Below are 24,273 nucleotides of genomic sequence, written 5' to 3' on the forward strand. Positions count from 1 at the left end.
TCGAGCGGGCCCGGACCAGAAGCGACAGCGCGGTGTGCAGCAAGGCCGGGAGGGGCTTCGGCACACGACGCTTTTGGGGGGCTTGAAACCTATGGACCCGAACAACCGGGGGCCCGAGGAGTACGGCCACGACGACGACGCCAACGCGCCGCGTCAACGCCCGCCCAGGGACCCCCTCACACCCGACTTCGGCCAGCACGCGCCCGCACTGGCCCGCACCGCCCAGCTCGTCTCGGGCGACTTCCTGGTCACCGTCAATCCGGTCGACGGCAGCGAGATCGAGGCCTGCCCGCCCGGCGAGCGGCCCACCCGGCCCGCGAAGCTCACCGCGGCCGACCGCGCCGAGGCCGACCGCGCGGCCAGGCCCCCGGTGCCGCCCGGACCGGCCCGGCCGGAACTTCCCCTGCTGGCCCGCCAGGAGGAGCGCGAACGGCTCGTACGACTGCTCGCGCGCGGTCGTTCCGTCCGGCTGACCGGCCCCGCCGGATCGGGCCGCACCAGCCTGCTCGACGTCGTCGCCGAGGACTGCGCGGACCTCGCCCCCGACGGCGTGGTGCGCCTGAACGGCTTCCACCGCACGGCGAGCGATCTGCTGTACGACCTGCTCCACGCCGTCTACGACGCGCCCCTGCACCGCCCGGACCGGGACGAACTGCTCGCCTGCGTCGGTGAGATCGGCGCGGTCGTCGTCCTCGACGACGTCGAGATCGGCGGCGCCGCCCTCGACGAACTGCTCGACGCCACCCCCGAGTGCGCGTTCCTGATCGCGGCCACGCCCGACGTCCCGGCCCCGTCCGCCGACTCCGCACTCGAAGAGGTCTTCCTCGGCGGTCTGGAGCGCGCCGCGGGGCTGGAACTGCTGGAGCGGGCCGCCGGCCGTGCGCTGACCGAGGACGAGGCCAACTGGGCGGGCGACCTCTGGTTCGAGTCCGAGGGCCTGCCCCTGCGGTTCGTCCAGGCCGGCGCCCTGCTGCGCCAGCGCGACCAGCAGCGGGCCGGGGCCGGTGCCGTCGACGAGTACGGCGTCTTCGAGGACGCGCTGCCCGTCGACGTGCCCTTCGACCCGTCCCTCGACGCCGAGGACGGCGTCGAGATACCCCTGCCGGCGCTCGGTGAGGCCGCCGCGCCCGCCCCGCTGCTCGCCTCCCGGCTCAGTGCCTCCGCCCGCGCCACGCTGCGCATCGCCGTCGCGCTCGGCGGGGAGGTGCCGGATCAGGCCCATCTGCCCGCCCTGGTCGACGACACCCACGCGGACGCCGCCCTCGGCGAGCTGGCCGCCTGCGGTCTGGTCTCGCCGGTCGGCGCCCGCTACCGCCTCGCGGCGGGCGTACGCACCCAGCTCGCCGCCGCCGGATACGCCGACGACGTCGACGCCGGGGCCCTGGCCGCCGCCCAGCACTACGCCTGGTGGGCCGGGCATCCCTCGGTCACCCCGGAGCGGGTGTGCGCCGAGGCGGACGCCCTGCTCGCCGCGCTGAGCGTGCTGGTGCCGGCCACCACCGCGCCCCTCGACGAGGGGACGCAGAGCCCGGCGGTCCTGCTCGCCCGTACCGCCGCTCCCGCGTTCGCCGCCGGACTGCACTGGAGCGCCTGGGAACGGGCGCTCAGGTCCGGCGCGGAGGCGGCGCGGCTCGCCGGGGACGTGAGTGAACAAGCCTATTTCCACCACGAGTTGGGGATCCTCGCGCTCTGCGGCGGACAGTACGACCGGGCCCGTGCCGAGTTGGAGGCCTCCATCGGCCTGCGGGGCGCCCTCGCCGACAAGCGGGGCACCGTCGCGGGCCGCCGCGCCCTGGCGCTGGTCGCCGACCGCACCGGTGACACCCCGGGCGTCGGCATCGTGGCGGCGGTGGCCGGCGCGACGGCGGGCGAGGAGGTGTCGGGCGCGCGCTCCGAGGAGTCGCAGTCGCCGCCCCGCGGCATCCCGGCGGCCTTCCCGTCGCTGCAGCCGCCCAACGACGACCCCGCGCTCGTCATCCACCGCACCTCGGGTCCGGCGCCCTCGCGCAAGGCCGGGGGCGGTCTGAAGGGCCTCGCCAAGCGGAACCTCGTGGCCGCGGGCGCCGGTGCGCTGCTGGTGGCCGTTCTGGGCACCGTGGTGACCCTCGGCGCCACCTCCGACGGCGACACCGGCACCCCCTCCGACCAGGTGGGCGTCAACCCGTCGGCCAGCCAGGGCGCCGGTGACGGCAGCCTCGGTGCGGACAAGGCGGACGATGGCGAGGGCTCCGGCGACACGGGCACGGCGACGAGCCGCCCGACGGACCCGGGTCCCGACGGCACGTACGGCACCTCCGACGACCCGGCGCCCACGGCGACGGCGGAGCCGTCGGACGACCCGAGCGGCACGGAGGGGCCGGGCGGGGACCCGACCAAGACCCCGACCAAGCCGCCGAGTTCGACGACGAAGCCGCCGACGACCACCAAGCCGCCGACGTCGGAGCCGCCCACCAGCGACCCGCCGACCTCGGAGCCGCCCACGAGCGAGCCGCCGACGTCCAGCGAGCCGCCCACGGACCCGCCGTCCTCCCCGGAGACCTCGGACTCGGCCAGCGGCCCGGCGTCCTCCAGCGCCCCGGCGGAGGCGAGCAGTTCGGCGAGTGCACCCGAGAGCCCCAGCACCTCGGCCAGCCTGATCTGAGGCCGCGCACGGCACAAGAAGGCCGGGTCCGCCGCACGGACCCGGCCTTCGTCGTCGTAGAACCGCCGCGGAACCCTCGTGGCACCCGGCTCAGAACAGCCGCAGCTTGTCGTCCTCGATGCCGCGCAGCGCGTTGTAGTCGAGGACCGCGCAGCCGATGCCCCGGTCCGTCGCGAGGACCCGGGCCTGGGGCTTGATCTCCTGGGCCGCGAAGATGCCCTTCACCGGGGCCAGGTGGGGATCGCGGTTGAGCAGTTCCAGGTAGCGCGTCAGCTGTTCCACGCCGTCGATCTCGCCCCGGCGCTTGATCTCCACCGCGACGGTCTGTCCGTCCGCGTCCCGGCACAGGATGTCCACCGGCCCGATGGCCGTCATGTACTCGCGCCGGATCAGTGTGTAGCCCTCGCCCAGGGTTTCGATGCGGTCGGCGAGGAGCTCCTGAAGGTGTGCTTCCACGCCGTCCTTGATCAGGCCGGGGTCGACGCCGAGTTCGTGCGAGGAGTCGTGGAGGATCTCCTCCATCGTGATGATGAGCTTCTCGCCCGCCTTGTTGGTGACGGTCCACACGCCGTCCTCGTCACCCGCGCCCTCCTTCAACGAGCACGGCGGGGACATCCAGTTCAGGGGCTTGTAGGCCCGGTCGTCCGCGTGGATGGACACACTGCCGTCCGCCTTCACCAGGATCAGACGGGGTGCGGACGGCAGGTGGGCGGTGAGCCGGCCCGCGTAGTCGACGGAGCATCGGGCAATGACGAGACGCATGGTCGGCAACGCTACTCGACGGTCGTAGGTGCACGCGATTCGCCCTGGAAGACCCCTGTTCGGTTGTGGCCGATTGTGTGCCCACGGGGACTTGCCCATGTACGCATTCTTCTGGTGCCGTCACGGTCTGTTGCCTACGGTAGTAAACGGGAGGTCGCGGACTGTGCACGCAGCGTGTTCGAGACGTGAACTCCCGTCCCTGTCCGGCAACCCCTGTTGTTCGGGGGTGCGAGAGGAGAACTCATGTCGCTCGACGTCTCACCGGCCCTACTGGAACAGGCCGAGCGAGGCGAGGTCGACGAAGCCGCCTTCGTCGACTGCGTCCGGACCTCCCTGCCCTACGCGTGGGAGATGATCAGCTCCCTGGTGGCCCAGCTGAAGGTCGACGGTGGAGAGTTCGCCGACAACCAGACGCCCCCGCCGGACGAGCAGGCGCGTGGCCAGCTGCTGCGTGCGCTTGCGAGTGACGCGATACGCGGCGCGCTGCAGCGGCACTTCGGTGTGCGGCTGGCCTTCCAGAACTGCCACCGGGTGGCGGTGTTCCCGGTCGACTCGTCGGTCGACGAGACGCTGGCCCGCTTCACCTCGGTACGCAACCAGCTGTTGAACCAGTCTCCGGAGTTCCGGGACTGCTGAGCCCGAGAGCCGTTTGCTTGCCGCTCCGTACGCGGGAGGTGCATTCAGTACGGGCGGCAAGCTTCCGGTCGGACAGGCCGTTCAGCCGAGGTGCGGGAGCACCTCGGCACCCAGCCGCCGTACGTTCTCCTCCGTGGCGGCCAGGTCGCCGGAGCCCTCGACGAGCAGGGCGAAGCGGGAGATGCCGGTCCGCTCGCTGGTCGCGGCCAGCCGGTCGGCGCACAGCCGGGGAGTGCCCACCGGGTGCAGCCCGCAGAGGAGTTCGGTGTACGCCAGCGGGTCCCGCATCGCCCGATGGCGGCCGTCCACCGTGACATGGGCCTCCAGCCCCTGCCTCAGCCAGTCCGGCATCGCCTTCAGCAGCGTCTCCGCCGCGTCGCTGCGCCGGTCGGCGATCTGGCAGACGCCGGCCGAGACATGGGGCGCGGCACGGATCTCCTCCGGCGTCCGCCCGGCCGCGCGCGCGTGCTCCCGCCACAGGGCGACCATCTCGGCCTTCTCCTCGTCGCCCACATGCATGCCGAGCAGCATCGGCAGCCCGCGCTCGGCCGCGAGCCGCACGCTCTGCGGTGAGGTGCAGGCGAGCACGACCTCGGGGCCGGGCTCGCCCGACAAGGACTCCGAGGGACGCGGGACGACCGGGACCTCGCGGAAGGAGTAGCGGTCCCCGGCCGCCGCGACCGACGGTTCGCGCAGCCAGCGCACCAGCAGATCGAGTGATTCCGGGAACCCCGACTCGTAGGCCTCCAGACCCGAGCCGAAGACCTCCAGGTCGACCCAGGGCCCGCCGCGCCCGACGCCCAGGGAGAAGCGCCCGCCGCTCGTCAGATGCAGCAGCGCGGCCTGTTCGCCCAGGGTCACCGGGTGGGTCGTGGGCAGTACGCTGACGGCGGTGCCGACGCGGATCCGGCGGGTACGGCCGAGCAGTAAGGCGGCCAGGGTGATCGCGGACGGACAGGTGCCGTAGGGCACGAAGTGGTGCTCGGCCAGCCAGACCGAGTCGAGCCCCGCCTCCTCCGCGGCCTCGGCCGAGCGGACGGCGCGGTGCAGCGCCTCCCCCTGGCCCTGACCCGGGAACTGGGCCGCCAACACGAAACTTCCAACGCGCATGGCTCTTCCTGCTTCCTTGGCTCCGACGCGGAGCTCCCCCACTCGGCATAACCGTCTGACACGTGCCGAGGACACGGCTCGACGGAGAGATTTGCGGATTGTCTGCAGAATGACCCGCCGCGGCAGGGGACTTGTGGGGATTGGCGGCCTACGTGTACCCCCGTGTGCGCCGCGTAGGCTGGACATGGCCCATGCCCCCTGTATAGCCCCGTGAGGTGTCCTGTGTCCCCGCGTCGCAACCGTCCCAAGGCCGGCGGTGGCTCCGCCCCGTCCGGCCGGAGCGCCGAGGACGAGCGCCCGGGGCGCTACGGCGGCTGGCAGGCCGCGGAGGAGTGGCAGGGCGAGGAGTGGAACGTACGGCATGTGGCGGGGTCCAGCGCGCAGGGCAAGGCGTACCGCTGTCCCGGCTGCGACCAGCTGATCCCGGACGGTGTTCCGCACGTCGTGGCCTGGCCCGCGCATGTCGGCATCGACGACCGCAGACACTGGCACAAGTCCTGCTGGAACGCGAAGGACCGCCGCACCACGCGAGTGCAGCGGTCCCGTAACGCGCCGAGGTTCTAGCCGGGGCCACGCTCTGTGGGCTAGACGTCCCGCCTCTCCAGCAGGGCGTAGGCGCCGGCGAAGGCGGCCGCGGTCACGCCGAGCATGATCCACAGGGGGTCCCAGCCGGACGGGCCGGTCTCGGTGAGGGACTGCGAGTAGAAGACGCTGAGCTGGTTCGGGATCGAGTACTCGAACAGGGCCTCGCGCAGGTCCTCCAGGGACTGCGAGAACATGAACAGCGCGATCACCAGCGGGGCCAGCACCAGGCCGATCATGATGGTGATGGCGCCCGCGGAGTGCCGGATGACCGAGCCGACGACCAGCGAGAGCAGGCCGATCAGCGCGATGTAGAACGAGACGCCGACCGTGCCCTTCAGCCACTCCGAGCTCGACGGCTCCCGGGCGTCGGTGAGCATGGCCACGTCCGCCATGGCGACGATCAGCACCGAGACCAGGGTGACGGTGAACGCCACCACGAAGAACACGATCGCCTTCGCCGCCAGCACCCGCCCGCGGGTCGGGCACGCGGCCATCGTGGTGCGGATCATGCCCGTGCCGTACTCCGAGGCCGTGGTCAGCACGCCCAGCGTGATGACGCACATGATGCCGAGCAGCAGCCCGAAGAAGCCGAACGACAGCGGGTTCTCGCCCGCCAGCTCGCCCTGGCCGGCGTTGGCGGAGACCAGGGCGGCGGTGGCCAGGCCGATGCCGATGACGAGCACGACGAAAACGCCGAGCGTCCACATCGTGGAGCGCACCGACCGGATCTTCGTCCACTCCGAGGCGAGGGCGTTGCCCAGGTGGGTGCGCTTCACCGGGATCGGCGAGGTGTAACCGGGGTACGAAGCGCCGGGCGCCGCCTGCCAGTTCGGTGCGGCGGTCTGCGGCATCGGGGGCTGCGGGGTGCTCATCGGGCGTCCTCGGGCTTGGTCGTGTCGGCAGCGGGAGCTGGGGCGGCGGGCGCGGCGGGCGCGGGCTGCGCGTAGGGGTTCGGGGCCGCGGCGGGCGCGGCCGGGGCGCCGTAGGGGCCCTGAGGCGGCCCTGAGGGCGCCGCGGGCTGTCCGGGCTGCCCCTGGGGCATCGCGAACGGCTGACCGCCCTGCTGGGGCGGCGGCGGGGCATACCAGCCCGGCTGGCCCTGCCCCGGAACCGGCATCGGCGGCTGCGCGCCCGGCGGCACCGGCTGCTGCAGCCCGGCCTTCTGGTCGATGGTGGAGCGGTAGTCGACGGCGCCCTGCGTCATCCGCATGTACGCCTCCTCCAGCGAGGCCTGGTGCGGCGACAGCTCCCACAGCCGTACGTCCGACTCGTGCGCGATGTCGCTGATGCGCGGCAGCGGCAGCCCCGTCACGCGCAGCGCGCCGTCCTGCTCGGACAGCACGTGCCCGCCCGCCTCGGCCAGCGCCGTGGACAGCTTCTCGCGCAGCTGCGGCTCGGTGTCGGGCGTCCGTACCCGGGCGAAGCCGGCGGAGTTCGCCGCGATGAAGTCCCGCACGCTCATGTCGGCGAGCAGCTGGCCGCGGCCGATCACGATCAGGTGGTCGGCGGTCAGCGCCATCTCGCTCATCAGGTGCGAGGAGACGAAGACCGTACGGCCCTCCGCGGCGAGCGACCTCATCAGGTTGCGCACCCAGAGGATGCCCTCGGGGTCGAGGCCGTTGACCGGCTCGTCGAACAGCAGCACCTGGGGGTCGCCGAGCAGCGCCGCGGCGATGCCGAGCCGCTGCCCCATGCCGAGCGAGAAGCCCTTGGAGCGCCGCTTCGCCACGTCCTGGAGGCCCACCACGCCGAGCACCTCGTCCACCCGGCGGGCCGGGATGCCGGACAGCTGGGCCAGGCTCAGCAGATGGTTGCGGGCGGTGCGTCCGCCGTGCACGGCCTTGGCGTCGATCAGCGCGCCGACCTGTCGCGGGGCGTTGGGCAGCTTGCGGTACGGGTAGCCGCCGATCGTCACCTGCCCCGAGCTGGGGTTGTCCAGGCCGAGGATCATCCGCATCGTCGTCGACTTGCCGGAGCCGTTGGGCCCCAGGAAGCCGGTGACGGACCCGGGCCGCACCTGGAAGGAAAGGTTGTACACAGCGGTCTTGTCGCCGTAGCGCTTGGTCAGGCCGACTGCCTCGATCATGCTCCGCACCCATCGAAAGGTTCAGGACAGCGGGGCACACGCCCCCGTAAGGGTTAGGAGGATATCGGGGCGCTGACGGTTCCCTTCAAGAGCGGGCAAAATCGGCGGGCTCCAGGCGCCCTCGTCCGCGGGCGCCAGGCATCCCGCTTCCGCGGGCTCTAGGCGTCTCTCTTCTTCAGCAGGAGGAATCCGCCCGCCAGCGCCGCGATCACCCACAGCACCATGATGCCGAGGCCGCCCCAGGGCCCGTACGGCGTGTCGTCGTCGACCGGGGTGACCACCTGCATGATCTTGCTGCCGGCCTGGTCGGGGAGGTAGCGGCCGATCTTCTTGGTGGCCGGGACATTGCCGAGGATGTTGGAGACCAGGAAGAAGAACGGCATCAGGATGCCCAGCGACAGCATCGGCGACCGCAGCATCGCGGCGACGCCCATCGAGAACATCGCGATCAGCGTCATGTAGAGACCGCCGCCGATGACCGCCCGCAGCACCCCGTCGTCGCCGATGGACGCCTTGTGCTCGCCGAGCATCGCCTGGCCCAGGAAGAAGGTGACGAAGCTGGTGACGAGACCGACCAGCAGCGCCAGGGCCGTCGCCACCGTGATCTTGCTGAACAGGAAGGAGCCGCGCTGCGGCACCGCGGCCAGCGAGGTGCGGATCATGCCGGTGCTGTACTCGTTCGACACCACCAGCACCCCGAACACGATCATCGCGAGCTGGCCGAGGCTCATGCCGGCGAAGCTGATGAAGGTCGGGTCGAAGGAGAGCCGGTCCTCGCGGTTCATCTTGTCGAACTCGTTCTTCGACAGCAGCGAGATCAGCATGCCCAGCGCGATCGTGACCACCACGGCGAGGGACAGCGTCCACACCGTCGACGCCACCGACCGGATCTTGGTCCACTCGGAACGGATGACCTGACTCGTCGCCATCGCTCAGCTCTCCTGTCGCCGGCCGGCGCCCCACGCCTGCCGCTGCCCGGCGGGTGGGTCCGAGTGCGCGTGGTACTCCACGGACTCCGCGGTCAACTGCATGAACGCCTCCTCCAGCGACGCCTGCTGAGGGCTCAGTTCGTGCAGCACGAGCTGGTGCTGCGCCGCCAGTTCACCGATCCGCTCCGAGTGCCCGCCACCCACCTCCAGTGCCCCGCTCCCGGTCTGCACGACCGTCATCCCGGCCCGCCGCAGCACATCGAGCAGCCGCTCGCGGTGCGGGGTGCGGATGCGGACGTAGGAGCGCGAGTTCTGCGCGATGAAGTCGGCCATGGAGGTGTCGGCGAGCAGCCGGCCCTGGCCGATGACCACGAGATGGTCGGCGGTCAGGGCCATCTCGCTCATCAGATGCGAGGACACGAACACCGTCCGGCCCTGCGCGGCCAGCGACTTCATCAGATTGCGGATCCAGTGGATGCCCTCGGGGTCCAGCCCGTTGACCGGCTCGTCGAACATCAGGATCCGCGGATCGCCGAGCAGCGCCCCCGCGATGCCGAGGCGCTGGCCCATGCCGAGCGAGAACCCCTTGGCCTTCTTCCGCGCGACCGGCGTCAGACCGACGGTGTCGAGCACCTCGGTCACCCGCTTCCTCGGGATGCCGTTGCTCTGCGCGAGACAGAGCAGATGGTGGTAGGCGCTGCGGCCGCCGTGCATGGCCTTCGCGTCCAGCAGGGCGCCGATGTACGTCAGCGGGTCCTTGAGCTGGTCGTAGTGCTTGCCGTCGATCCGCACGTCCCCCGCGGTCGGCCGGTCCAGGCCCAGCATCATGCGCATGGTGGTGGACTTGCCGGCGCCGTTGGGGCCGAGGAACCCGGTCACGATGCCGGGTCTGACGGTGAAGGTGAGATTGTTGACCGCCGCCTTCTCGCCGTACCGCTTGGTCAGCCCCTCGAGCTCGATCATGCGGCAACGCTAAAACGGGACAAAGCCCTCTGCCACCTCAGTGGCAGAGGGCTTTGCAGGTGTTCAGCAGCTGTACGCCGGAGCGTTACCGGGACTGCTGCGCGGGAACCCCGCGGGAGATCGGCTCGTCCTCGGCCGGCGTGCCCGCGGCGGCCACCGCGGCACCGGTGAGGGTCGCCAGCATCTCGCGCACGTTCGTCAGCTGGGCGTTGATCGAGTCGCGGCGGTTGGTGAGCGCCGCGAGCTCGCGCTCGGATTCCGAACGGATGCGGTCGGCCTTGGCGTTGGCGTCCGCCACGATGTCCTCGGCCTGGCGCTGCGCGGTCTCCACGGTCTGCCGGGCGCGGCGCTCGGCGTCCGTGCGCAGCTTCTCGGCCTCCAGGCGGAGCTGCTCCGCGCGGTGCTCGATCTCCGCGAGGCGCTTCTCGGCCTTCTGCTGACGGGAGGCCAGGTCGCGCTCGGACTGCTCGCGGCGCTTGGCCAGGTTCGTCTCGAAGTCCGCCGCGGCCTGCGCCGCCTTGGCCCGGGTCTCCTCGAAGAGGGCGTCGGCCTCCTCACGCTTGGACTGCGCGTCCTTCTGCGCCTCGGAGCGCAGCTGGGAGGCGTCGCTCTTGGCCTTCTCGACGATCCGGACGCCCTCGTCCTCCGCCTTGGCCTTGCGCTCCACCGCGAACGATTCTGCGTCGTTGCGGACCTGCTGGGCTGCCGACTCGGCGAGCTCGCGGTGCTGCTCGGCGGCGCGACGGGCCTCCTCGCGCAGGTCCTTGGCCTCTTCCTCGGCGAGGCGGAGGATCTTCTCGACACGCGCGCCCAGACCGGCGTACGACGGCTCGGCGTCGGTTACCTGGGCCTGGGCGTTCTGCGTCTCGAGGTGGAGCTCCTCGATGCGCTTTTCCAGAGCGGTGATGCGGGCGAGAGCGCTGTCACGGTCGGAGACGAGCTTGGAGATGCGTTCGTCCACCTGAGCGCGGTCGTACCCACGCCGCACAAGCTCGAAGCCGTAGGGGGAAGTGTCGCTCATGGGGTTCCTGTCGAATGAGACCGGTGAGGTGATAGGTGGAATCCTAGGGGCCGAAGCGGTGTGTCATCGAGCGGATACGTGTTTGATCTGGAGAATGACACCCCTTTTGAGTGGCTAACCGGCGGACCGCTTGCCAAAAAGTTGGGCAAAGGCCCCAGAAGGCACCGGAACCGGTTCGCCCGACTAGCTCTCCGACGCCTTGCCACCCGATCGAGGGGCGCCGACCGTCGCACCCGCCTTGACGCCGGCGTCCTTGCCGGCCGCCGGGGCCTCGAAGGACTCCAACGCCTCCAACACGTCCTGGACACGGGAGATCTCGGCGTTGATGTCCTCACGCCGGCGCACGATCACCTCCAGCTCGCGCTTGCCCTCCTCGACCGTCCGCTTCGCCTCGCGGATCGCCTCGGCCCGCAGCTCCTCGGCCTCCTTGACCAGCGAGGACTTCTTCTGCTCGGCCTCCTTGAGCAGCCCCTCGGCCTTCTTCACCGCGGCGATACGGACCTTGCCCGCCTCGGAGTTGGCCTCCGAGACCAGCTCCTTCGCCTTCGCCTGGGCCTTCGCCAGCTGCTCCTCGGCGGCCTTGATGAGCGCGTCGCAGCGGTCGCCGGTCGACTTCATCGTCTCCGCGGCCTCGCGGCGGGCCCGCTCGTGCAGCTCCTCGATCTCGCTGGTGATGCGGTCGCGCAGCTCCTCCGCGCGCTCCCTTATGGCGGTGGCGTCCCGGCGGGCACCGACCAGCAGCTCGTCCGCGTCCGCACGGGCCTTCTCCACCAGGGAGTTGCCCTCCACCGTCGCCTGCGAGACCAGCCGGTCGGCCTCCTTGCGGGCGGCGCCCACCATGGTGTCGGCCTGCGACTCGGCGTCCGCGGTGGTCTTCAGCGCCTGCTTCTGCGACTCGGCGAGCAGCTTGTCGGCCTCCGCCGCGGTCTCCGTGATGAGCGTGTCGACCTGCTCCGCGGCCTCCGAACGCCGCTTGTTGGCGTCCTTGCGGGCCTCGTCCAGGGTCCGCTCGGCCTCCTCGCGCGCGGCCGCGGTGACCCGCTCGGCCTCCGCCAGCGCCTCCGCCTTCAGCCGCTCCGACTCGCCGCGCATCCGCTCGGCGTGCTGCTGCGCGGAGCCGACCGTCTCGGCGGCCTCGGCACGCAGCCGCTCCGCGTCGCCGGTGACCTCCGACAGCAGCTGCTCGGCCGCCGCGACCGACTCGGCCCGGACCCGCTCGGCCTCGGCGACGGTCTCGGACCGCAGCCGCTCGGCCTCGGCGACCGTCTCCGTGCGCAGCCGGTCGGTGTCCGTGAGGGTTTCCGTGGTGAGCCGCTCCGCCTCGGCGCGCGCCTCGGTGATGAGGGTGTCGGCCTGCGTCGCCGCGTCCGACCGGATGCGGTTGGCGTCCTCGCGGGCGTCGGCCCGGGTACGCGCGGCGGCCTGGTCGGCCTCGGCGATGGCGTCCGAGGCCTCGGTGCGCACCCGCTGGGCGTGCTCGGAGGCGTCGGAGCGCAGCCGCTCGGCCTCCGCGATGGCCTCCGAGACCGTGCGCTCGGCCAGCGCCTTGGCGGCGTCCGTCTCCTCCGTCGCCTCGCGCCGGATCCGGCCCGCGTCCTGCGAGGCCCGTTCCCGCTCGGCGTAGGCGTCGCCGCGGACCCGGTCCGCCTCTTCCTCGGCCTCGCGCCGGGTACGGTCCGCCGCGTGCTCGGCCGCGCTGCGCAGCCCCTGGATCTCCTCCTGGGCCTGCTCGTGCAGTCCGGCGACGGAGTCCCGCACCTGCTGGGCGTGGAGCTCGGCGGCCGACACCATCTCGGTGGCCCGCCGGTCCGCCTCCTCGACCAGCCGTACCGCCTCGGTCTGCGCCTCCTCCACGCGCTTGCGCGCCGAGGCCAGCAGCTCCTCGCTCTGCTCGCGGGCCCGCTCGCGCTCCTGGTCCGCCTCCTGCCGTGCGGAACCGAGGGTCTCCTCGGCCTCGCGGCGGCGCCGGGCGGCCTCCTCCTGGGCGGCGGCCAGCGTCTCCGACGCCTCGGCGGCGATCCGCTCGGCGGCGGCCTGCGCCTCCGCCCGCACCCGGTCGGCGCTGTCCTGGGCCTCCGACTTCAGCCGCTCCGCCTCGGCGGCGGCCTCCGAGCGCAGCCGTACGGCGAGGGCCTCGCCCTCCGCGCGGGAGGCGGACGCGTCCGAGGCGGCCTCGGTGCGCAGGCGGTCGGCCTCCGCCTCGGCCTGCTGCTGGAGCGTACGGATCCGCTCGGCGGCCTCCGCGCGCAGCCGCTCGGTCTCCTCGGCGGCCTCGCGGCGGATCCGCGTGGCCTCCTCACGGGCCTCGGTCAGCGCCTGCTCGGCGGCGGTCACCCGCTGCTCGGCCTCCGTCTGAAGCCGGGTCAGCTCGGCGGCCGCCTCCGCCCGGCGGGCCTCCATGGCCCGCTCGGTCTCCTCGCGCAGCTCGCGCGCGGCCCGCTCGGCCTCCTCCCGGATGCCCTCGGCCTGCTCGACGACCTCGGCGCGGTGCCGCTCGGCCTCCTGCCGGGTGCGCTCCAGCGTCTCCTCGGCCTGTCGGCGCAGCGCGGTGGCGCGCTCGATGGCCTCGGTGCGGACCTTCTCGCTGTCCGCCGTGGCGCTCTGGCGGAGCTCGTCCGCGTCCGCCTTGGCCTTCGCCAGCAGCTCCTCGGCGGTCCTGGCCGCCTCCTCGATCTGCTGGACGGCCTCCCGGCGGGCCTCCGCGCGGATCTTCTCGCCCTCGGCGACCGCGTCGGCGCGCAGCTGCTCGGCCTCCCCGCGCAGCCGGCGGGCCTCCTCCTGGAGCTCGACCGTCTTGGCGCGGTACTCCTTGGTGTCGTCCTTCGCCGCGCCCTTGAGCTGCTCGGCGATGTCGTGCGCCTCGGCCCGCAGCCGGTCCGCCTCGGCCTCCGCCTCCCGGCGGATCCGCTCGGCCTCCTCGGCGGCGGCCTTGGTGGTGCTGCGCGCGTCCTCCTGCGCCTTGTTGAGGACGTCCTCGGCGGTCTTGGCCGCCTTCGACAGCTGGGTCGCGCTCTCCTCGGCGGTGAGCGTACGGGCCTTCTCGGCGGCCTCCGCCAGGACCTTCTCGGCCTCGGCGCGGGCGTCCGCGACGATCTGCTCGGCCTCCGCCTTGGTGGCCTCGGCCTCCTTGGTGGCCTCGCTGACCAGCCGGGCGACCTGCTCCTTGGCCGTACGGGTGCGCTGCTCGTTGGCCGACTCGGCGCTGCTGAGGGTCTTGCCCGCGGCCTCCTTGGCCTCGGTGAGGACCTTCTCCGCCTCGGCCTGCGCCTTGCGCAGTGCCTCCTCGGCCGCCGCCATGCGCTGCTCGGCGGCCCGGCTCAGCTCGGCGGCCTCGCGGCGGGCGGTGTCCGACTCGCTGACGGTGGAGCTGCGCAGCTGCTCGGCGTGGTCGGTGGCCTCCTGGGCTTGGGTCGAGGCGGCGTTCAGCAGCCGCTCGGCGTCGGCGCGGGCCCGCCGCAGCAACTGCTCGGCCTCCGCGCGGGCGGCCTCCGCCTCGCTCTGGAGGCGCTGGCGGGCCTCGGCGGTGAGCCGCTCGGCCTCCGCGCGGGCGGCCGCCATGGCCTGCTCGGCCTCGGCGCGGGACTCGTCGAGGAGCCGGCGGGCCTGGGACTCGCTGCGGGCGCGCAGCTGCTCGGCCCAGGCCACGTTCTCGTTGACGTGCGACTCGACGGTCTGGCGGCGCTCGGCGAGCTCCTGGTCGAGCTGCTGGCGGCGGGTGACCGCCTCCTGGTGCAGCTCCGCCTGGAGCCGCGCGGCCTGCTCGGCGTGCTCCTGGAGGATCCGCTGCGTCTGCGCGCGCGCCTGGCTCAGCTCGCGCTCGGCGTCCTGCCGGAGCTGGTCGGCCTGGATCTGCGCATTGCGCAGCAGTTGCTCGGCCTGGTAGCCGATGTCACCGCCGCCGAAGTCGGGCCGGGACATGATGGTGCGCCGCGCCTCGTGCAACTTGGCGCGCAGCACCTCGACCTGGTAGCCGAGGTCCTCGGCGTGCTGGATCGCCTTTTCCCGCTCGGTCTTCAGCCGCTCCATCTCGGCCTCGAACCGAGAGAGGTGGTCGACGTCAGCCGCCGGCTCTCGCTCCTGGCGTTCGTAGCCCCGCACTGCGCGGTCCCATCCGTCCCCTGGTCGCAAGTCACTCCATACGAGCACCGTCCATCCGCCGAACGGGGCCCCCGGGGAATGGTGTCAGATCAACGACGGAGCATGGGCTGCTGCCCCGACGCTCGTCCCCCGAAACCCGGACCCCGGCCCGCGGTCGAACGCCCGAAGAGCGACGACCGACCCCAACCCTACCGGCCCCTATGTACGAGGGTCAGTGCTCAGGTGACTCAACGGGCGCCGAAGTGACCAGTTCTGTCAGGACGCCATGGCAATCCTTGGGGTGCAGGAAGGTGATCCGTGACCCCATGGAGCCGCGTCGCGGCTCCTCGTACAGCACGCGTACGCCCTTGTCCTTGATGTCCGCGGCGTCCGCGTCGACGTCCGCCGTGCCGAAGGCGATGTGGTGCACGCCCTCGCCGTTCTTGGCGAGCCACTTCGCGACGGTGGAGTCCTCGCGGGTGGGTTCCAGCAGCTGGAGGTACGAGGCGCCGCCGTCGGACGTATCGTTGATCTTGAGCATGGCCTCGCGCACGCCCTGCTCCTCGTTGATCTCGGAGTGGAACACCTCGAAGCCGTAGGTGGCCCGGTAGAACTCGACGGTCTTGTCGAGGTCGAAGCAGGCGATCCCGATGTGGTCGATTCGCGTCAGCATGCTGTTAGTGCAGCGCTCCGGAGGTGGTTACGCAACGTGCCAGCGATCACACCGACAGCCCGGTGACGGCACGGAGTGCCATCAGTACATTCGAAGTAAACCCTCGTTCACTCCTCGGCTGTGCAGGCTGGAAGGGGATCGCACGATATGTCTTCTGCAACTTCCGTGATCGTCGCGGGCGCTCGGACGCCCATGGGGCGACTGCTCGGCTCACTCAAGTCCTTCTCGGGAGCCGATCTCGGTGGCTTCGCGATCAAGGCCGCCCTCGACCGTGCGGGGATCGGCGGCGACCAGGTGCAGTACGTGATCATGGGCCAGGTGCTCCAGGCCGGGGCGGGGCAGATCCCGGCGCGCCAGGCCGCGGTCAAGGCCGGCATCCCGATGAGCGTCCCGGCGCTCACCATCAACAAGGTCTGTCTCTCCGGCCTCGACGCCATCGCCCTCGCCGACCAGCTGATCCGCGCCGGCGAGTTCGACGTGATCGTCGCGGGCGGCCAGGAGTCCATGACCAACGCCCCCCACCTGCTGCCGAAGTCCCGGGAGGGCTTCAAGTACGGCGCGATCGAGATGCTCGACGCGATGGCCTACGACGGACTGACCGACCCCTGGGAGAACATCCCCATGGGCCAGTCGACGGAGAAGCACAACACGCGTCTCGGCATCGCCCGCGAGGCGCAGGACGAGATCGCCGCGCTGTCCCACCAGCGGGCCGCCGCCGCGCAGAAGAACGGCATCTTCGAGGCCGAGATCACGCCGGTGGAGATCCCGCAGCGCAAGGGCGAGCCGGTCGTCTTCAGCAAGGACGAGGGCATCCGCGCCGAGACCACGGCGGAGTCCCTGGGCAAGCTGCGTCCGGCGTTCGCGAAGGACGGCACGATCACCGCCGGTTCGGCCTCGCAGATCTCCGACGGCGCCGCCGCGGTCGTCGTGATGAGCAAGGCCAAGGCGCAGGAGCTGGGCCTGGAGTGGATCGCCGAGATCGGCGCCCACGGCAATGTGGCGGGCCCGGACAGCAGCCTGCAGTCGCAGCCGTCCAATGCCATCCTGCACGCCCTGAAGAAGGAGGGCCTGGAGGTCTCCGACCTTGATCTGATCGAGATCAACGAGGCGTTCGCGGCGGTCGCGGTCCAGTCAATGAAGGACCTCGGGGTGTCCACGGAAAAGGTGAACGTCAACGGTGGCGCGATCGCCCTCGGCCACCCCATCGGCATGTCCGGCGCCCGTCTCGTGCTGCACCTGGCGCTGGAGCTCAAGCGCCGGGGCGGTGGCGTGGGCGCGGCGGCGCTGTGCGGCGGTGGCGGTCAGGGCGACGCGCTGATCGTGCGGGTACCGAAGGCCTGACCGACTTTCTCTGAGTGAACGGAGCTGTGATGCAGGACGTCTCCACGCTGGTGGCCCAGGCCAGGGAGGGCAGGCCGCGGGCCGTGGCTCGCCTGATCTCCCTGGTGGAGGGGGCGTCCCCGCAGCTCAGGGAGGTCATGGCGGCGCTGGCCCCGCTGACCGGCGGGGCGTATGTGGTGGGCCTGACGGGTTCGCCGGGGGTCGGCAAGTCGACGTCGACGTCCGCGCTGGTGACGGCGTACCGCAAGCAGGGCAGGCGGGTCGGCGTGCTCGCGGTGGACCCCTCCTCGCCGTTCTCCGGCGGGGCGCTGCTCGGCGACCGGGTGCGGATGTCGGAGCACGCCTCGGACCCCGGGGTCTACATCCGCTCGATGGCGACCCGGGGCCACCTGGGCGGCCTCGCCTGGGCGGCCCCGCAGGCGATCCGGGTCCTGGACGCGGCGGGCTGCGACGTGATCCTGGTGGAGACGGTCGGGGTGGGCCAGTCCGAGGTGGAGATCGCCTCCCAGGCGGACACCTCGGTGGTGCTGCTGGCGCCGGGCATGGGCGACGGCATCCAGGCCGCGAAGGCGGGCATCCTGGAGATCGGTGACGTGTACGTCGTCAACAAGGCCGACCGGGACGGCGCGGACGCCACCGCCCGCGAGCTGAACCACATGCTGGGCCTGGGCGAGTCCCGGGGGCCGGGAGACTGGCGGCCGCCGATCGTGAAGACGGTGGCGGCGCGCAGCGAGGGCGTCGACGAGGTCGTCGAAGCCCTGGAGAAGCACCGCGCCTGGATGGAGGAGCGGGGGGTCCTGGCGGAACGGCGCCGGTCCCGCGCCTCCCGCGAGGTGGAGACCATCGCGGTCACGGCCCTGCGCGAACGCATCGGCGACCTGCACGGCGACCGCCGCCTGAGCGCTCTCGCGGAGCGCATCGTGGCCGGGGAACTGGACCCCTACCGGGCGGCGGACGAACTCGTGGCGGGGCTGACGGAGGGCTGAGGCGGCGGCGCCGAGCGGGCGGGGGACGGGGGTGCCGCGGTTGCGGACCGCCGTCAGTCGTCGTCCGCCTGGCGGTCGTCCCGGTCGTCCTGCGCGTCCTTGTCGTCCTGGTTTCGGTCGCCGGCGGTGTCGGTGTCGGTGTCGGTGTCGGTGTCGTCGCGGTCCTGGGTGAGTTCGGCCGTCCTCGGGTCGACCTTCCACTCGCCCTTCGTGGTCTCCACGGTCCACACCGCGGGGCCGTCGTCGTCCAGGTCGACCTCGGTCACGGTGCCCCGCGCCGCGGCGGCCCGGGCGGCTTCGCGGGCGTCCACGCTCGTGCCCTTCAGGGCGGCGAGGTCGTCACGGCCGTCGCTGTCGTCGTCCCGGTCGGCGCCGAGGACCTTTCCGGAGCCGGTGGCGATCCTGACCGTGTACTCGGTGCCGTCCGACGTCACGACATCCACCTCCCAGGCGTCCTCGCCGTCGTCCTCCAGGTCGACGGCGACGGCCGTGCCCGGGGTGTGCTTCAGCGCGGCCGTCACGGCGTCGGCCGCGGTCACTCCGGCGGTACGGACCTCGGCGGTGTCGTCGTCCCGGGTACCGTCCTGGCTGTCGTCCCGGTCGTCGGCGACCCGGGTGTTCGAGTCCCGCTGGGCGGGTGCGCCGTCGTCGTCCCCGGACGCGTAGGCCGCGAAGGTGCCGCCCGTGACGAGTGCCGCGGCGGCGACGGTGGCGATGACGAGGTTGCGCTTCATCCTGGTTCCTCCCGAGTCGATGAGTTTCACGTCGTTTCGTTGCGACGGGAACCAATCTGGCGAACCGACGCTGAGGGGAACCTGAAGGACCCTGAAGAACTCTTCAGCTTCCCTTTGCCAAGCTGTGCCCATGCGCCTGTTGATCGTGGAGGACGAGAAGCGGCTCGCCCTGTCGCTCGCCAAGGGCCTGACGGCCGAGGGCTTCGCCGTGGACGTCGTCCACGACGGCCGCGAAGGGCTGTACCGGGCCTCGGAGGGGTCGTACGACCTGGTGATCCTCGACATCATGCTGCCCGGCATGAACGGCTACCGCGTCTGCGCCGCCCTGCGCGCCGCCGGTCACGAGGTGCCGATCCTGATGCTCACCGCCAAGGACGGCGAGTACGACGAGGCCGAGGGGCTGGACACCGGCGCCGACGACTACCTCACCAAGCCCTTCTCCTACGTCGTCCTCGTCGCTCGGATCAAGGCGCTGCTTCGCCGCCGCAACACCGGGACCGGCTCCCCGGTGCTCACCCTCGGCGAGCTCCGCGTCGACACCGGCGCCCATCAGGTCTTCCGCGACGGCACCGAGATCCCGCTCACCGCCAAGGAGTTCGCGGTGCTGGAGCAGCTCGCTCTGCACGCGGGCCAGGTGATCTCCAAGACGCACATCCTCGACCACGTCTGGGACTTCGCCTACGACGGGGACCCCAACATCGTCGAGGTGTACGTCAGCAACCTGCGCCGCAAACTCGGCGCCGGGCTCATCCGCACCGTCCGCGGCGCCGGGTACCGACTGGAGTCCGGCCGATGAGGCGCCTGTTCGGTTCCGTCCGCGCGCGAGCGACCCTCGCCGCCACCCTCGTCGTGGCCGTGGCCCTGGTCGCCGCCGGGGCCGTCGTCCTGCTCACCCTGCGCAGCAACCTCACCGGGCAGGCCGACTCGGAGGCCGACGACGCCGCCCGTTCGGTCGCCACCCAGATCGCGCAGAACGTCCCGTACGCCGATCTCGACCTGGACGAGGACCACCCCGTGCAGGTGGTGGACGAGGACCGGCGGGTGCTCGCGGTGAGCGAGGGCCTGGAGACGATCAGCGGCACCGGTGTCGCCGGAGTGACGCCCACCACGGGCAGCACCGAGAGACCCGACGACGACGATGACGATGACGACGACCTCCAGGTCGGTGAGGTGGGGGACATCTCCTGGCACGGTCAGGGCTGGGCCACCGTCGACGGCGAGCGCACCGAGTACCGCTTCGCCCGGATCGAGGTCACCGACCCGCGCGACCGGACCGTCCTCGTCCACGCCGGCGCCTCCCTGGAGGCCGAGCGGGACGCCGTACGCACCGCCTCGACCGTCATGCTGATCGGGCTGCCCGCCCTGCTCGCCGTGGTCGGCTCGGTGACCTGGCTGGTCACCCGGCGCGCCCTGCGCCCGGTGGAGGACATCCGGCGGGAGATGGCGGAGATCACCGCCTCCGAGGACCTGTCCCGGCGGGTGCCCGAGCCGGGCACGCACGACGAGGTCGCCCGGCTGGCCCGGACCACCAACGAGACACTCAGTGCCCTGGAGACCTCCGTGGAACGCCAGCGCCGCTTCGTCGCCGACGCCTCCCACGAACTGCGCAGCCCGATCGCCTCGCTGCGCACCCAGCTCGAAGTGGCCGCCGCCCACCCGGAGTTCCTGGACCTGGACGGGGCGGTCGAGGACACCGTACGGCTGCAGCGGCTGGCCGCCGACCTGCTGCTGCTCGCCCGACTCGACGCGGGGGAGCGGCCCGCCGACGCGCGGGTGGATCTGGCCGCGCTGGCCGTGGAGGAGGCCGAGGGGCGGGCCGGGATGACCGTGGTGGCGGACGGGCCGGTGGAAGTGACCGGATCCCGGGGGCAGTTGGGGCGAGTGCTCGCCAATCTGCTGAACAACGCGGGCCGGCACGCCCGTTCCGCGGTCACCGTGACGGTCCGGCGGGAGGGGGAGCGGGCCGTGCTCCAGGTCGCCGACGACGGGGACGGGGTGGCCGAGGCCGACCGGGAGCGGATCTTCGAGCGGTTCGTCCGTCTCGACGAGGCCCGCAGCCGCGACGACGGCGGCGCCGGGCTCGGACTGGCCATCGCCCGCGATGTCGCCGAGCGGCACGGCGGCACCCTCACCGTCGGCGACGCGCCCGCAGGCGGAGCCCTGTTCGAGCTCCGCCTGCCGGTCGCCGAGCGGGAGGTCAGGGGCGGCCGCGCTGCCCGCGCAGGTGCTCCGCGATCGGCTTGAGCGCCTTGCTGAGCTCGGTCAGCGCCTCGGGGGAGAGCAGATCGATGAAGTGCCGGCGCACCGAGGCCACATGGTGCGGGGCGACCTTCTTCATCGTCTCCATGCCGTGCTCGGTGAGGACGGCGTAGAGCCCGCGGCGGTCGGACTCGCAGTTCTCGCGCCGCACCAGGTTCGCGTTCTCCATGCGCGTGATCTGGTGGGAGAGGCGGCTCTTGGACTGCAGGGTGGCGGACGCGAGGTCGCTCATCCGCATCCGTACGTCCTCGGACTCGGAGAGGTTCACCAGGATCTCGTAGTCGTTCATTGTCAGGCCGAACGGCTGGAGGTCCCTCTCGAGCTGGTACGTCAACAGCCTGTTGACCTCCAGGTGGGTGCGCCAGGCGCACTGCTCCGCATCGGTCAGCCAGCGCGTGGCCGTCTCGGTCTCCATGAATGAAGTCTACCTAAAATGTTGAAAAGCGAACTAGTGAGGGCGGTGTGACTGTGCGCACGCGTTCGAGTTCGTCACACTCCGCAGACTACCGCTCACAGCCCGAAGCGACGCTGGAGGTCTCCCAGCTGTCCGGGAAGGCGCGGTGAGCCGGCTTGCGGTGAGCCACCTGTGGAACCACCACTTCCGGGCACCCCCGCCTGGTGCGGAACGGCCCCCGTCGCCTGCTCGGCCATGAGTGCCTCGGAGGACTGCAGGAGCACCGTGCCGGCGCCCACGAACTCGAACTGGTGCTCCTCTCCGGAGGCCCCTCCGAGGCCCGTCATCGCACGTAGACCGCCCATCAGGCCGGTCATGTAGCCGTAGTCGTAGTGATGGCACGGGGAGGGGCAGTCGGCCCAGCCGACGAGCGCCTGGGGATCCACCCGGATCGGGGGCTCCATGAACACCACCGGACCGTTAGATGCGGCCACGAACGTGCCGGTTCCGATGAGTGTCAGAAAACCGGGCACGATCGACTGCTTCAGCGAAAGACTTGGCTGAAAAGCGAGCAGGTTGCCTGAGCGAATGGTCAAGTTGCCGTTGGTGAGATCGTACGAATTCACATCGAAGGCCCGGTCGGCGAGGAGCATCTTGCCCGAGCCCTCGGCCACCACCCAGTCGCTCGCGTGCAGAGGCGAATGGAACGACGAACGCACCAGGCGGTCCAGCCGGCCGTGCCCGATGCCGTTGAAGTCGATCGAGCCGTAGTAGGCGATCATCTTCCCCTTCTGCAGGAACCACTGGGTTCCCTTGAGCTCGACGCAGAAGGTGTAGGGGTTGACCTTGTCGTCGGACGGCAGGGTCATCGGGTCGTGGACGACCGGACCCGCGCCCGGATGGGTGCTCACAGCTTCTCCTCCGACGCCTGGACGTACACCGCACCGCTGCCGCTGAGCTCCAGCTGGAAGGCCTCGCCGGAGCCCCGGCCCACCATGTCCCGCCAGCCGAGCGCGGTCGACAGCTTGTTGCGCACGTCGCCGTGGTGGGCGACGTAGGCCTGCGGGTCGACGTGGACCGGGCGCTGGGGGGTGATGGGGATCTCCAGGACACCGCCGTGCGCCATGACGGCGACCGAGCCGTGTCCCTTCAGGGTCGTGGTGAACAGTCCCTGGCCGGTGACCTGGCCGCGGACCATGCCCATCACGCCGCCCTGCGCGCCGAGGAACATCGTGCCCTGCTCCAGGGTGCCCTCGAAGGCCAGCAGCCGGTCCGCCTCGACGTACAGGGTGTCGCCGGTGAGGCCGATCACCTGGACGTGGTGGCCGCCGTGCCCGAACAGGACGGTGCCGCTGCCCTCGACGGTCATCAGCGGCGTGGCCTCGCCGGCCACCCGGCGTCCGACCATCGACATCAGCCCGCCCTGGCCGCCGCTGGAGTTGGGGGTGAAGGACACCTCGCCCCGGTAGGCGAGCATCGCGCCCCGCTGGCTGAACAGCCGCTGCCCGGGTGTCACGGTGGCCTCGACCACCTTGGAGTTGATCTCACGCAGGGTCATGTCAGACGTCCCCCGCGATAGTGTTCCGCTCGCTCGGCTGTACGTAGACGAGGCCGTCGCCCTCGAAGCGGATCTGGAAGGCCTCGCCGCCGCCCTCGCCCATCAGCGTGCGGAAGGTCACGCCCGACTGGAAGGACTGCCGCAGGTTGCCCTGGTGGGCGATGTACGCCCCCGGGTCGACGGTCAGCGGGTACTGCGCGCTCACCCGCAGCACGACCGCCGGGCCGTCCGAGGTGATCGCCGCCTGTCCGTGTCCCTCCACGGTCGTGGTGAACAGGCCGTTGCCCTGCGAGGCCCCGCGCACTCCGGTGAAGGTCGTGCCGGTCCGCAGTCCGCTGTCGGTCGCGAGCAGGTTGCTCGACTCCACGTAGAGCTTGTCCCCCTGGAGCCCGACGAGGTTGATCTCGGCCGCCCGGTCCGCGAACCAGCAGGTCCCGTGCCCCTTCACCTCCATCACCGTCATCTGCTCGCCGGTGATGCGCCGGGTCACCATGCCCCGGATGCCCTCACCGCCGCCGCTCATCTTCTTGAACGCCATCTGTCCGTCGTACGCGACCATCGAGCCGTTCTTCGCCTTCACGGCGTCCCCGGTCATCTCGACGGCGAGCACCTTGCTGCCCTGAAGTCGGAACATCGCCACGCAGCGACGGTAGCCGCGGGGGCCTGCCGCCGAACAGAGCCCGAAGGGGGAGATGGACCCTGAATGTGCCCTTAGGGGCGGTGTGCGGGGCGGTGTGCGGGGAGTGCCGTGGGCCCCCGGCTCGGAGCACCCCCGCCCGTTTGCCACAATGGACGAACGTTTGTGCATGCGTTCACAAACACCCGTCGTTTCTCCCACCGAAGGTGACCCGTGGACATCAAGACCGCCACCGCCCTCCGCCGCCTCCGCCTCGTCTCCGCGCCCGAGGCGGTCTCCTTCCTGCTCCTGCTGGTCTGCTCGGTGCTGAAGCGGACCACGGAATTCAACGCGGTGCCCGTGATGGGCGCGATCCACGGCTTCCTCTTCATCCTGTACGTGATCTTCTGGGCCGACGCCTGGAACCGCGCGAAGTGGCCCTTCGGGACCGCCGCCGTCTACTTCGTCCTCTCCGTCCTGCCCGCCGGCGGCTTCTTCGCCGAGCGCAAGCTCAAGCGGGAGGCCGAGGACGCGGTCATCGCCTCCCGTGCCCGCCAGCAGGGCGCGGTGAAGACCTCGTGATCGTCGCCTTCTCCGTGACACCGCTCGGTGTCGGCGAGGACGTGGGGGAGTACGTCGCCGATGCCGTCCGCGTGGTCCGCGAGTCCGGCCTGCCCCACCGCACCGACGCGATGTTCACCTCGATCGAGGGTGCCGACTGGGACGAGGTCATGGACGTCGTGAAGCGGGCGGTCGCCGCCGTCGAGGCACGCGCCCCGCGGGTGTCCCTGGTCCTCAAGGCGGACATCCGCCCCGCAGTGACCGACGGTCTGACCTCCAAGGTGGAGACGGTCGAGCGGTACCTCGCCGCCGAGTAGCTGACCCGCACCACCGTGAACCCC

The 24,273-nt window shown here is 71.6% G+C and carries 23 protein-coding genes; 9 read left to right on the forward strand and 14 right to left on the reverse strand.

Annotation, left to right across the window (positions count from 1 at the left end; genetic code table 11):
* The first annotated feature begins 91 nt into the window (after nt 1–91).
* Nucleotides 92–2,641: an ATP-binding protein gene (locus ACWD11_RS11740; RefSeq protein ID WP_451282684.1), complete on the forward strand. Its 2,550-nt coding sequence runs from the start codon at nt 92–94 to the stop codon at nt 2,639–2,641.
* A gap of 90 nt (nt 2,642–2,731) precedes the next feature.
* Here the strand turns inward: ACWD11_RS11740 and nucS are convergent, their stop codons facing one another.
* Nucleotides 2,732–3,403: an endonuclease NucS gene (gene nucS / locus ACWD11_RS11745; protein WP_389414920.1), complete on the reverse strand. Its 672-nt coding sequence runs from the start codon at nt 3,401–3,403 to the stop codon at nt 2,732–2,734.
* A gap of 243 nt (nt 3,404–3,646) precedes the next feature.
* On the opposite strand from nucS, the gene ACWD11_RS11750 reads away from it, so the two are divergent.
* On the forward strand, nt 3,647–4,039 hold the full coding sequence (locus tag ACWD11_RS11750) for an SCO5389 family protein (protein WP_250076035.1): 393 nt from the start codon (nt 3,647–3,649) through the stop codon (nt 4,037–4,039).
* An 81-nt stretch (nt 4,040–4,120) separates the two neighbouring features.
* On the opposite strand, the gene ACWD11_RS11755 is transcribed toward ACWD11_RS11750, so the two are convergent.
* Nucleotides 4,121–5,149 (reverse strand): LLM class flavin-dependent oxidoreductase, encoded by a 1,029-nt coding sequence (locus tag ACWD11_RS11755; protein ID WP_451282686.1) that lies wholly within the window; start codon nt 5,147–5,149, stop codon nt 4,121–4,123.
* A gap of 222 nt (nt 5,150–5,371) precedes the next feature.
* Here ACWD11_RS11755 and ACWD11_RS11760 point away from each other — a divergent pair, with 222 nt between their 5' ends.
* Entirely contained in the window at nt 5,372–5,713 is a 342-nt protein-coding gene (locus tag ACWD11_RS11760; RefSeq protein WP_389414918.1) for an ATP/GTP-binding protein, read from the forward strand.
* Nucleotides 5,714–5,733: 20 nt separating this feature from the next.
* On the opposite strand, the gene ACWD11_RS11765 is transcribed toward ACWD11_RS11760, so the two are convergent.
* The 7 genes from ACWD11_RS11765 to mce form a co-directional block, all read right to left on the reverse strand.
* On the reverse strand, nt 5,734–6,606 hold the full coding sequence (locus ACWD11_RS11765) for an ABC transporter permease subunit (protein ID WP_389414917.1): 873 nt from the start codon (nt 6,604–6,606) through the stop codon (nt 5,734–5,736).
* Nucleotides 6,603–7,820, reverse strand: a complete 1,218-nt coding sequence (locus ACWD11_RS11770; RefSeq protein ID WP_389414916.1) for an ABC transporter ATP-binding protein — start codon at nt 7,818–7,820, stop codon at nt 6,603–6,605. Before ACWD11_RS11770 ends, ACWD11_RS11765 begins: the two co-directional genes overlap by 4 nt.
* Nucleotides 7,821–7,978: 158 nt before the next feature.
* Entirely contained in the window at nt 7,979–8,749 is a 771-nt protein-coding gene (locus tag ACWD11_RS11775; RefSeq protein WP_451282689.1) for an ABC transporter permease, read from the reverse strand.
* Nucleotides 8,750–8,752: 3 nt separating this feature from the next.
* On the reverse strand, nt 8,753–9,712 hold the full coding sequence (locus ACWD11_RS11780; protein ID WP_451282691.1) for an ABC transporter ATP-binding protein: 960 nt from the start codon (nt 9,710–9,712) through the stop codon (nt 8,753–8,755).
* 85 nt (nt 9,713–9,797) lie between these two features.
* Nucleotides 9,798–10,733 (reverse strand): coiled-coil domain-containing protein, encoded by a 936-nt coding sequence (locus ACWD11_RS11785; protein WP_389414913.1) that lies wholly within the window; start codon nt 10,731–10,733, stop codon nt 9,798–9,800.
* 183 nt (nt 10,734–10,916) lie between these two features.
* Nucleotides 10,917–14,831 carry a polarized growth protein Scy gene (scy, locus tag ACWD11_RS11790; RefSeq protein WP_451282692.1) on the reverse strand — a complete coding sequence of 1,305 codons (3,915 nt, stop codon included), beginning with the start codon at nt 14,829–14,831 and terminating at the stop codon, nt 10,917–10,919.
* A 211-nt stretch (nt 14,832–15,042) separates the two neighbouring features.
* Nucleotides 15,043–15,483 (reverse strand): methylmalonyl-CoA epimerase, encoded by a 441-nt coding sequence (mce, locus tag ACWD11_RS11795; RefSeq protein WP_210572649.1) that lies wholly within the window; start codon nt 15,481–15,483, stop codon nt 15,043–15,045.
* Between the two features lie 147 nt (nt 15,484–15,630).
* On the opposite strand from mce, the gene ACWD11_RS11800 reads away from it, so the two are divergent.
* Both ACWD11_RS11800 and meaB read left to right on the forward strand, forming a co-directional pair.
* Nucleotides 15,631–16,824 carry an acetyl-CoA C-acetyltransferase gene (locus tag ACWD11_RS11800; RefSeq protein ID WP_389414911.1) on the forward strand — a complete coding sequence of 398 codons (1,194 nt, stop codon included), beginning with the start codon at nt 15,631–15,633 and terminating at the stop codon, nt 16,822–16,824.
* A 29-nt stretch (nt 16,825–16,853) separates the two neighbouring features.
* Nucleotides 16,854–17,810, forward strand: coding sequence for a methylmalonyl Co-A mutase-associated GTPase MeaB (gene meaB / locus ACWD11_RS11805; protein WP_389414910.1), 957 nt, complete (start codon nt 16,854–16,856; stop codon nt 17,808–17,810).
* A 53-nt stretch (nt 17,811–17,863) separates the two neighbouring features.
* On the opposite strand, the gene ACWD11_RS11810 is transcribed toward meaB, so the two are convergent.
* The gene (locus ACWD11_RS11810; protein ID WP_451282694.1) at nt 17,864–18,544 is read right to left on the reverse strand and encodes a PepSY domain-containing protein; all 681 of its coding nucleotides are present in this window, start codon (nt 18,542–18,544) and stop codon (nt 17,864–17,866) included.
* A gap of 130 nt (nt 18,545–18,674) precedes the next feature.
* On the opposite strand from ACWD11_RS11810, the gene ACWD11_RS11815 reads away from it, so the two are divergent.
* On the forward strand, nt 18,675–19,340 hold the full coding sequence (locus ACWD11_RS11815) for a response regulator transcription factor (RefSeq protein ID WP_451282696.1): 666 nt from the start codon (nt 18,675–18,677) through the stop codon (nt 19,338–19,340).
* The gene (locus ACWD11_RS11820) at nt 19,337–20,788 is read left to right on the forward strand and encodes a sensor histidine kinase (RefSeq protein ID WP_389414907.1); all 1,452 of its coding nucleotides are present in this window, start codon (nt 19,337–19,339) and stop codon (nt 20,786–20,788) included. Before ACWD11_RS11815 ends, ACWD11_RS11820 begins: the two co-directional genes overlap by 4 nt.
* Here the strand turns inward: ACWD11_RS11820 and ACWD11_RS11825 are convergent.
* The 4 genes from ACWD11_RS11825 to ACWD11_RS11840 form a co-directional block, all read right to left on the reverse strand.
* Nucleotides 20,742–21,218 carry a MarR family winged helix-turn-helix transcriptional regulator gene (locus tag ACWD11_RS11825; RefSeq protein WP_389414906.1) on the reverse strand — a complete coding sequence of 159 codons (477 nt, stop codon included), beginning with the start codon at nt 21,216–21,218 and terminating at the stop codon, nt 20,742–20,744. The genes ACWD11_RS11820 and ACWD11_RS11825 overlap by 47 nt on opposite strands.
* A 95-nt stretch (nt 21,219–21,313) precedes the next feature.
* Entirely contained in the window at nt 21,314–22,108 is a 795-nt protein-coding gene (locus tag ACWD11_RS11830) for an AIM24 family protein (RefSeq protein ID WP_389414905.1), read from the reverse strand.
* A complete protein-coding gene (locus ACWD11_RS11835; RefSeq protein WP_389414904.1) occupies nt 22,105–22,755 on the reverse strand; it encodes an AIM24 family protein in 651 nt (216 codons plus the stop codon). The genes ACWD11_RS11830 and ACWD11_RS11835 overlap by 4 nt, the downstream gene beginning before the upstream one ends.
* Before the next feature lies 1 nt (nt 22,756).
* A complete protein-coding gene (locus ACWD11_RS11840; protein WP_451282756.1) occupies nt 22,757–23,389 on the reverse strand; it encodes an AIM24 family protein in 633 nt (210 codons plus the stop codon).
* 216 nt (nt 23,390–23,605) lie between these two features.
* Here ACWD11_RS11840 and ACWD11_RS11845 point away from each other — a divergent pair, with 216 nt between their 5' ends.
* Together ACWD11_RS11845 and ACWD11_RS11850 are read left to right on the forward strand one after the other, a co-directional pair.
* Nucleotides 23,606–23,953 carry a DUF3817 domain-containing protein gene (locus tag ACWD11_RS11845; RefSeq protein ID WP_389414903.1) on the forward strand — a complete coding sequence of 116 codons (348 nt, stop codon included), beginning with the start codon at nt 23,606–23,608 and terminating at the stop codon, nt 23,951–23,953.
* Nucleotides 23,950–24,249, forward strand: coding sequence for an MTH1187 family thiamine-binding protein (locus tag ACWD11_RS11850; protein ID WP_389414902.1), 300 nt, complete (start codon nt 23,950–23,952; stop codon nt 24,247–24,249). The genes ACWD11_RS11845 and ACWD11_RS11850 overlap by 4 nt, the downstream gene beginning before the upstream one ends.
* Nucleotides 24,250–24,273: the final 24 nt, after the last annotated feature.

It is taken from the genome of Streptomyces sp. NPDC002776 (genome assembly GCF_053592195.1).

Excerpts from the sequence above, each read along its gene's own strand:
- ACWD11_RS11780 (WP_451282691.1), bottom strand. The coding sequence starts at position 9,712 with ATGATCGAGCTCGAGGGGCTGACCAAGCGGTACGGCGAGAAGGCGGCG.
- ACWD11_RS11820 (WP_389414907.1), top strand. The coding sequence starts at position 19,337 with ATGAGGCGCCTGTTCGGTTCCGTCCGCGCGCGAGCGACCCTCGCCGCC.
- ACWD11_RS11840 (WP_451282756.1), bottom strand. The coding sequence starts at position 23,389 with ATGTTCCGACTTCAGGGCAGCAAGGTGCTCGCCGTCGAGATGACCGGG.
- ACWD11_RS11815 (WP_451282696.1), top strand. The coding sequence starts at position 18,675 with ATGCGCCTGTTGATCGTGGAGGACGAGAAGCGGCTCGCCCTGTCGCTC.
- ACWD11_RS11800 (WP_389414911.1), top strand. The coding sequence starts at position 15,631 with ATGTCTTCTGCAACTTCCGTGATCGTCGCGGGCGCTCGGACGCCCATG.
- ACWD11_RS11765 (WP_389414917.1), bottom strand. The coding sequence starts at position 6,606 with ATGAGCACCCCGCAGCCCCCGATGCCGCAGACCGCCGCACCGAACTGG.
- meaB (WP_389414910.1), top strand. The coding sequence starts at position 16,854 with ATGCAGGACGTCTCCACGCTGGTGGCCCAGGCCAGGGAGGGCAGGCCG.
- ACWD11_RS11755 (WP_451282686.1), bottom strand. The coding sequence starts at position 5,149 with ATGCGCGTTGGAAGTTTCGTGTTGGCGGCCCAGTTCCCGGGTCAGGGC.
- ACWD11_RS11825 (WP_389414906.1), bottom strand. The coding sequence starts at position 21,218 with ATGGAGACCGAGACGGCCACGCGCTGGCTGACCGATGCGGAGCAGTGC.
- ACWD11_RS11775 (WP_451282689.1), bottom strand. The coding sequence starts at position 8,749 with ATGGCGACGAGTCAGGTCATCCGTTCCGAGTGGACCAAGATCCGGTCG.
- ACWD11_RS11785 (WP_389414913.1), bottom strand. The coding sequence starts at position 10,733 with ATGAGCGACACTTCCCCCTACGGCTTCGAGCTTGTGCGGCGTGGGTAC.
- ACWD11_RS11835 (WP_389414904.1), bottom strand. The coding sequence starts at position 22,755 with ATGACCCTGCGTGAGATCAACTCCAAGGTGGTCGAGGCCACCGTGACA.
- mce (WP_210572649.1), bottom strand. The coding sequence starts at position 15,483 with ATGCTGACGCGAATCGACCACATCGGGATCGCCTGCTTCGACCTCGAC.
- ACWD11_RS11750 (WP_250076035.1), top strand. The coding sequence starts at position 3,647 with ATGTCGCTCGACGTCTCACCGGCCCTACTGGAACAGGCCGAGCGAGGC.
- ACWD11_RS11770 (WP_389414916.1), bottom strand. The coding sequence starts at position 7,820 with ATGATCGAGGCAGTCGGCCTGACCAAGCGCTACGGCGACAAGACCGCT.
- ACWD11_RS11740 (WP_451282684.1), top strand. The coding sequence starts at position 92 with ATGGACCCGAACAACCGGGGGCCCGAGGAGTACGGCCACGACGACGAC.
- nucS (WP_389414920.1), bottom strand. The coding sequence starts at position 3,403 with ATGCGTCTCGTCATTGCCCGATGCTCCGTCGACTACGCGGGCCGGCTC.
- ACWD11_RS11810 (WP_451282694.1), bottom strand. The coding sequence starts at position 18,544 with ATGAAGCGCAACCTCGTCATCGCCACCGTCGCCGCCGCGGCACTCGTC.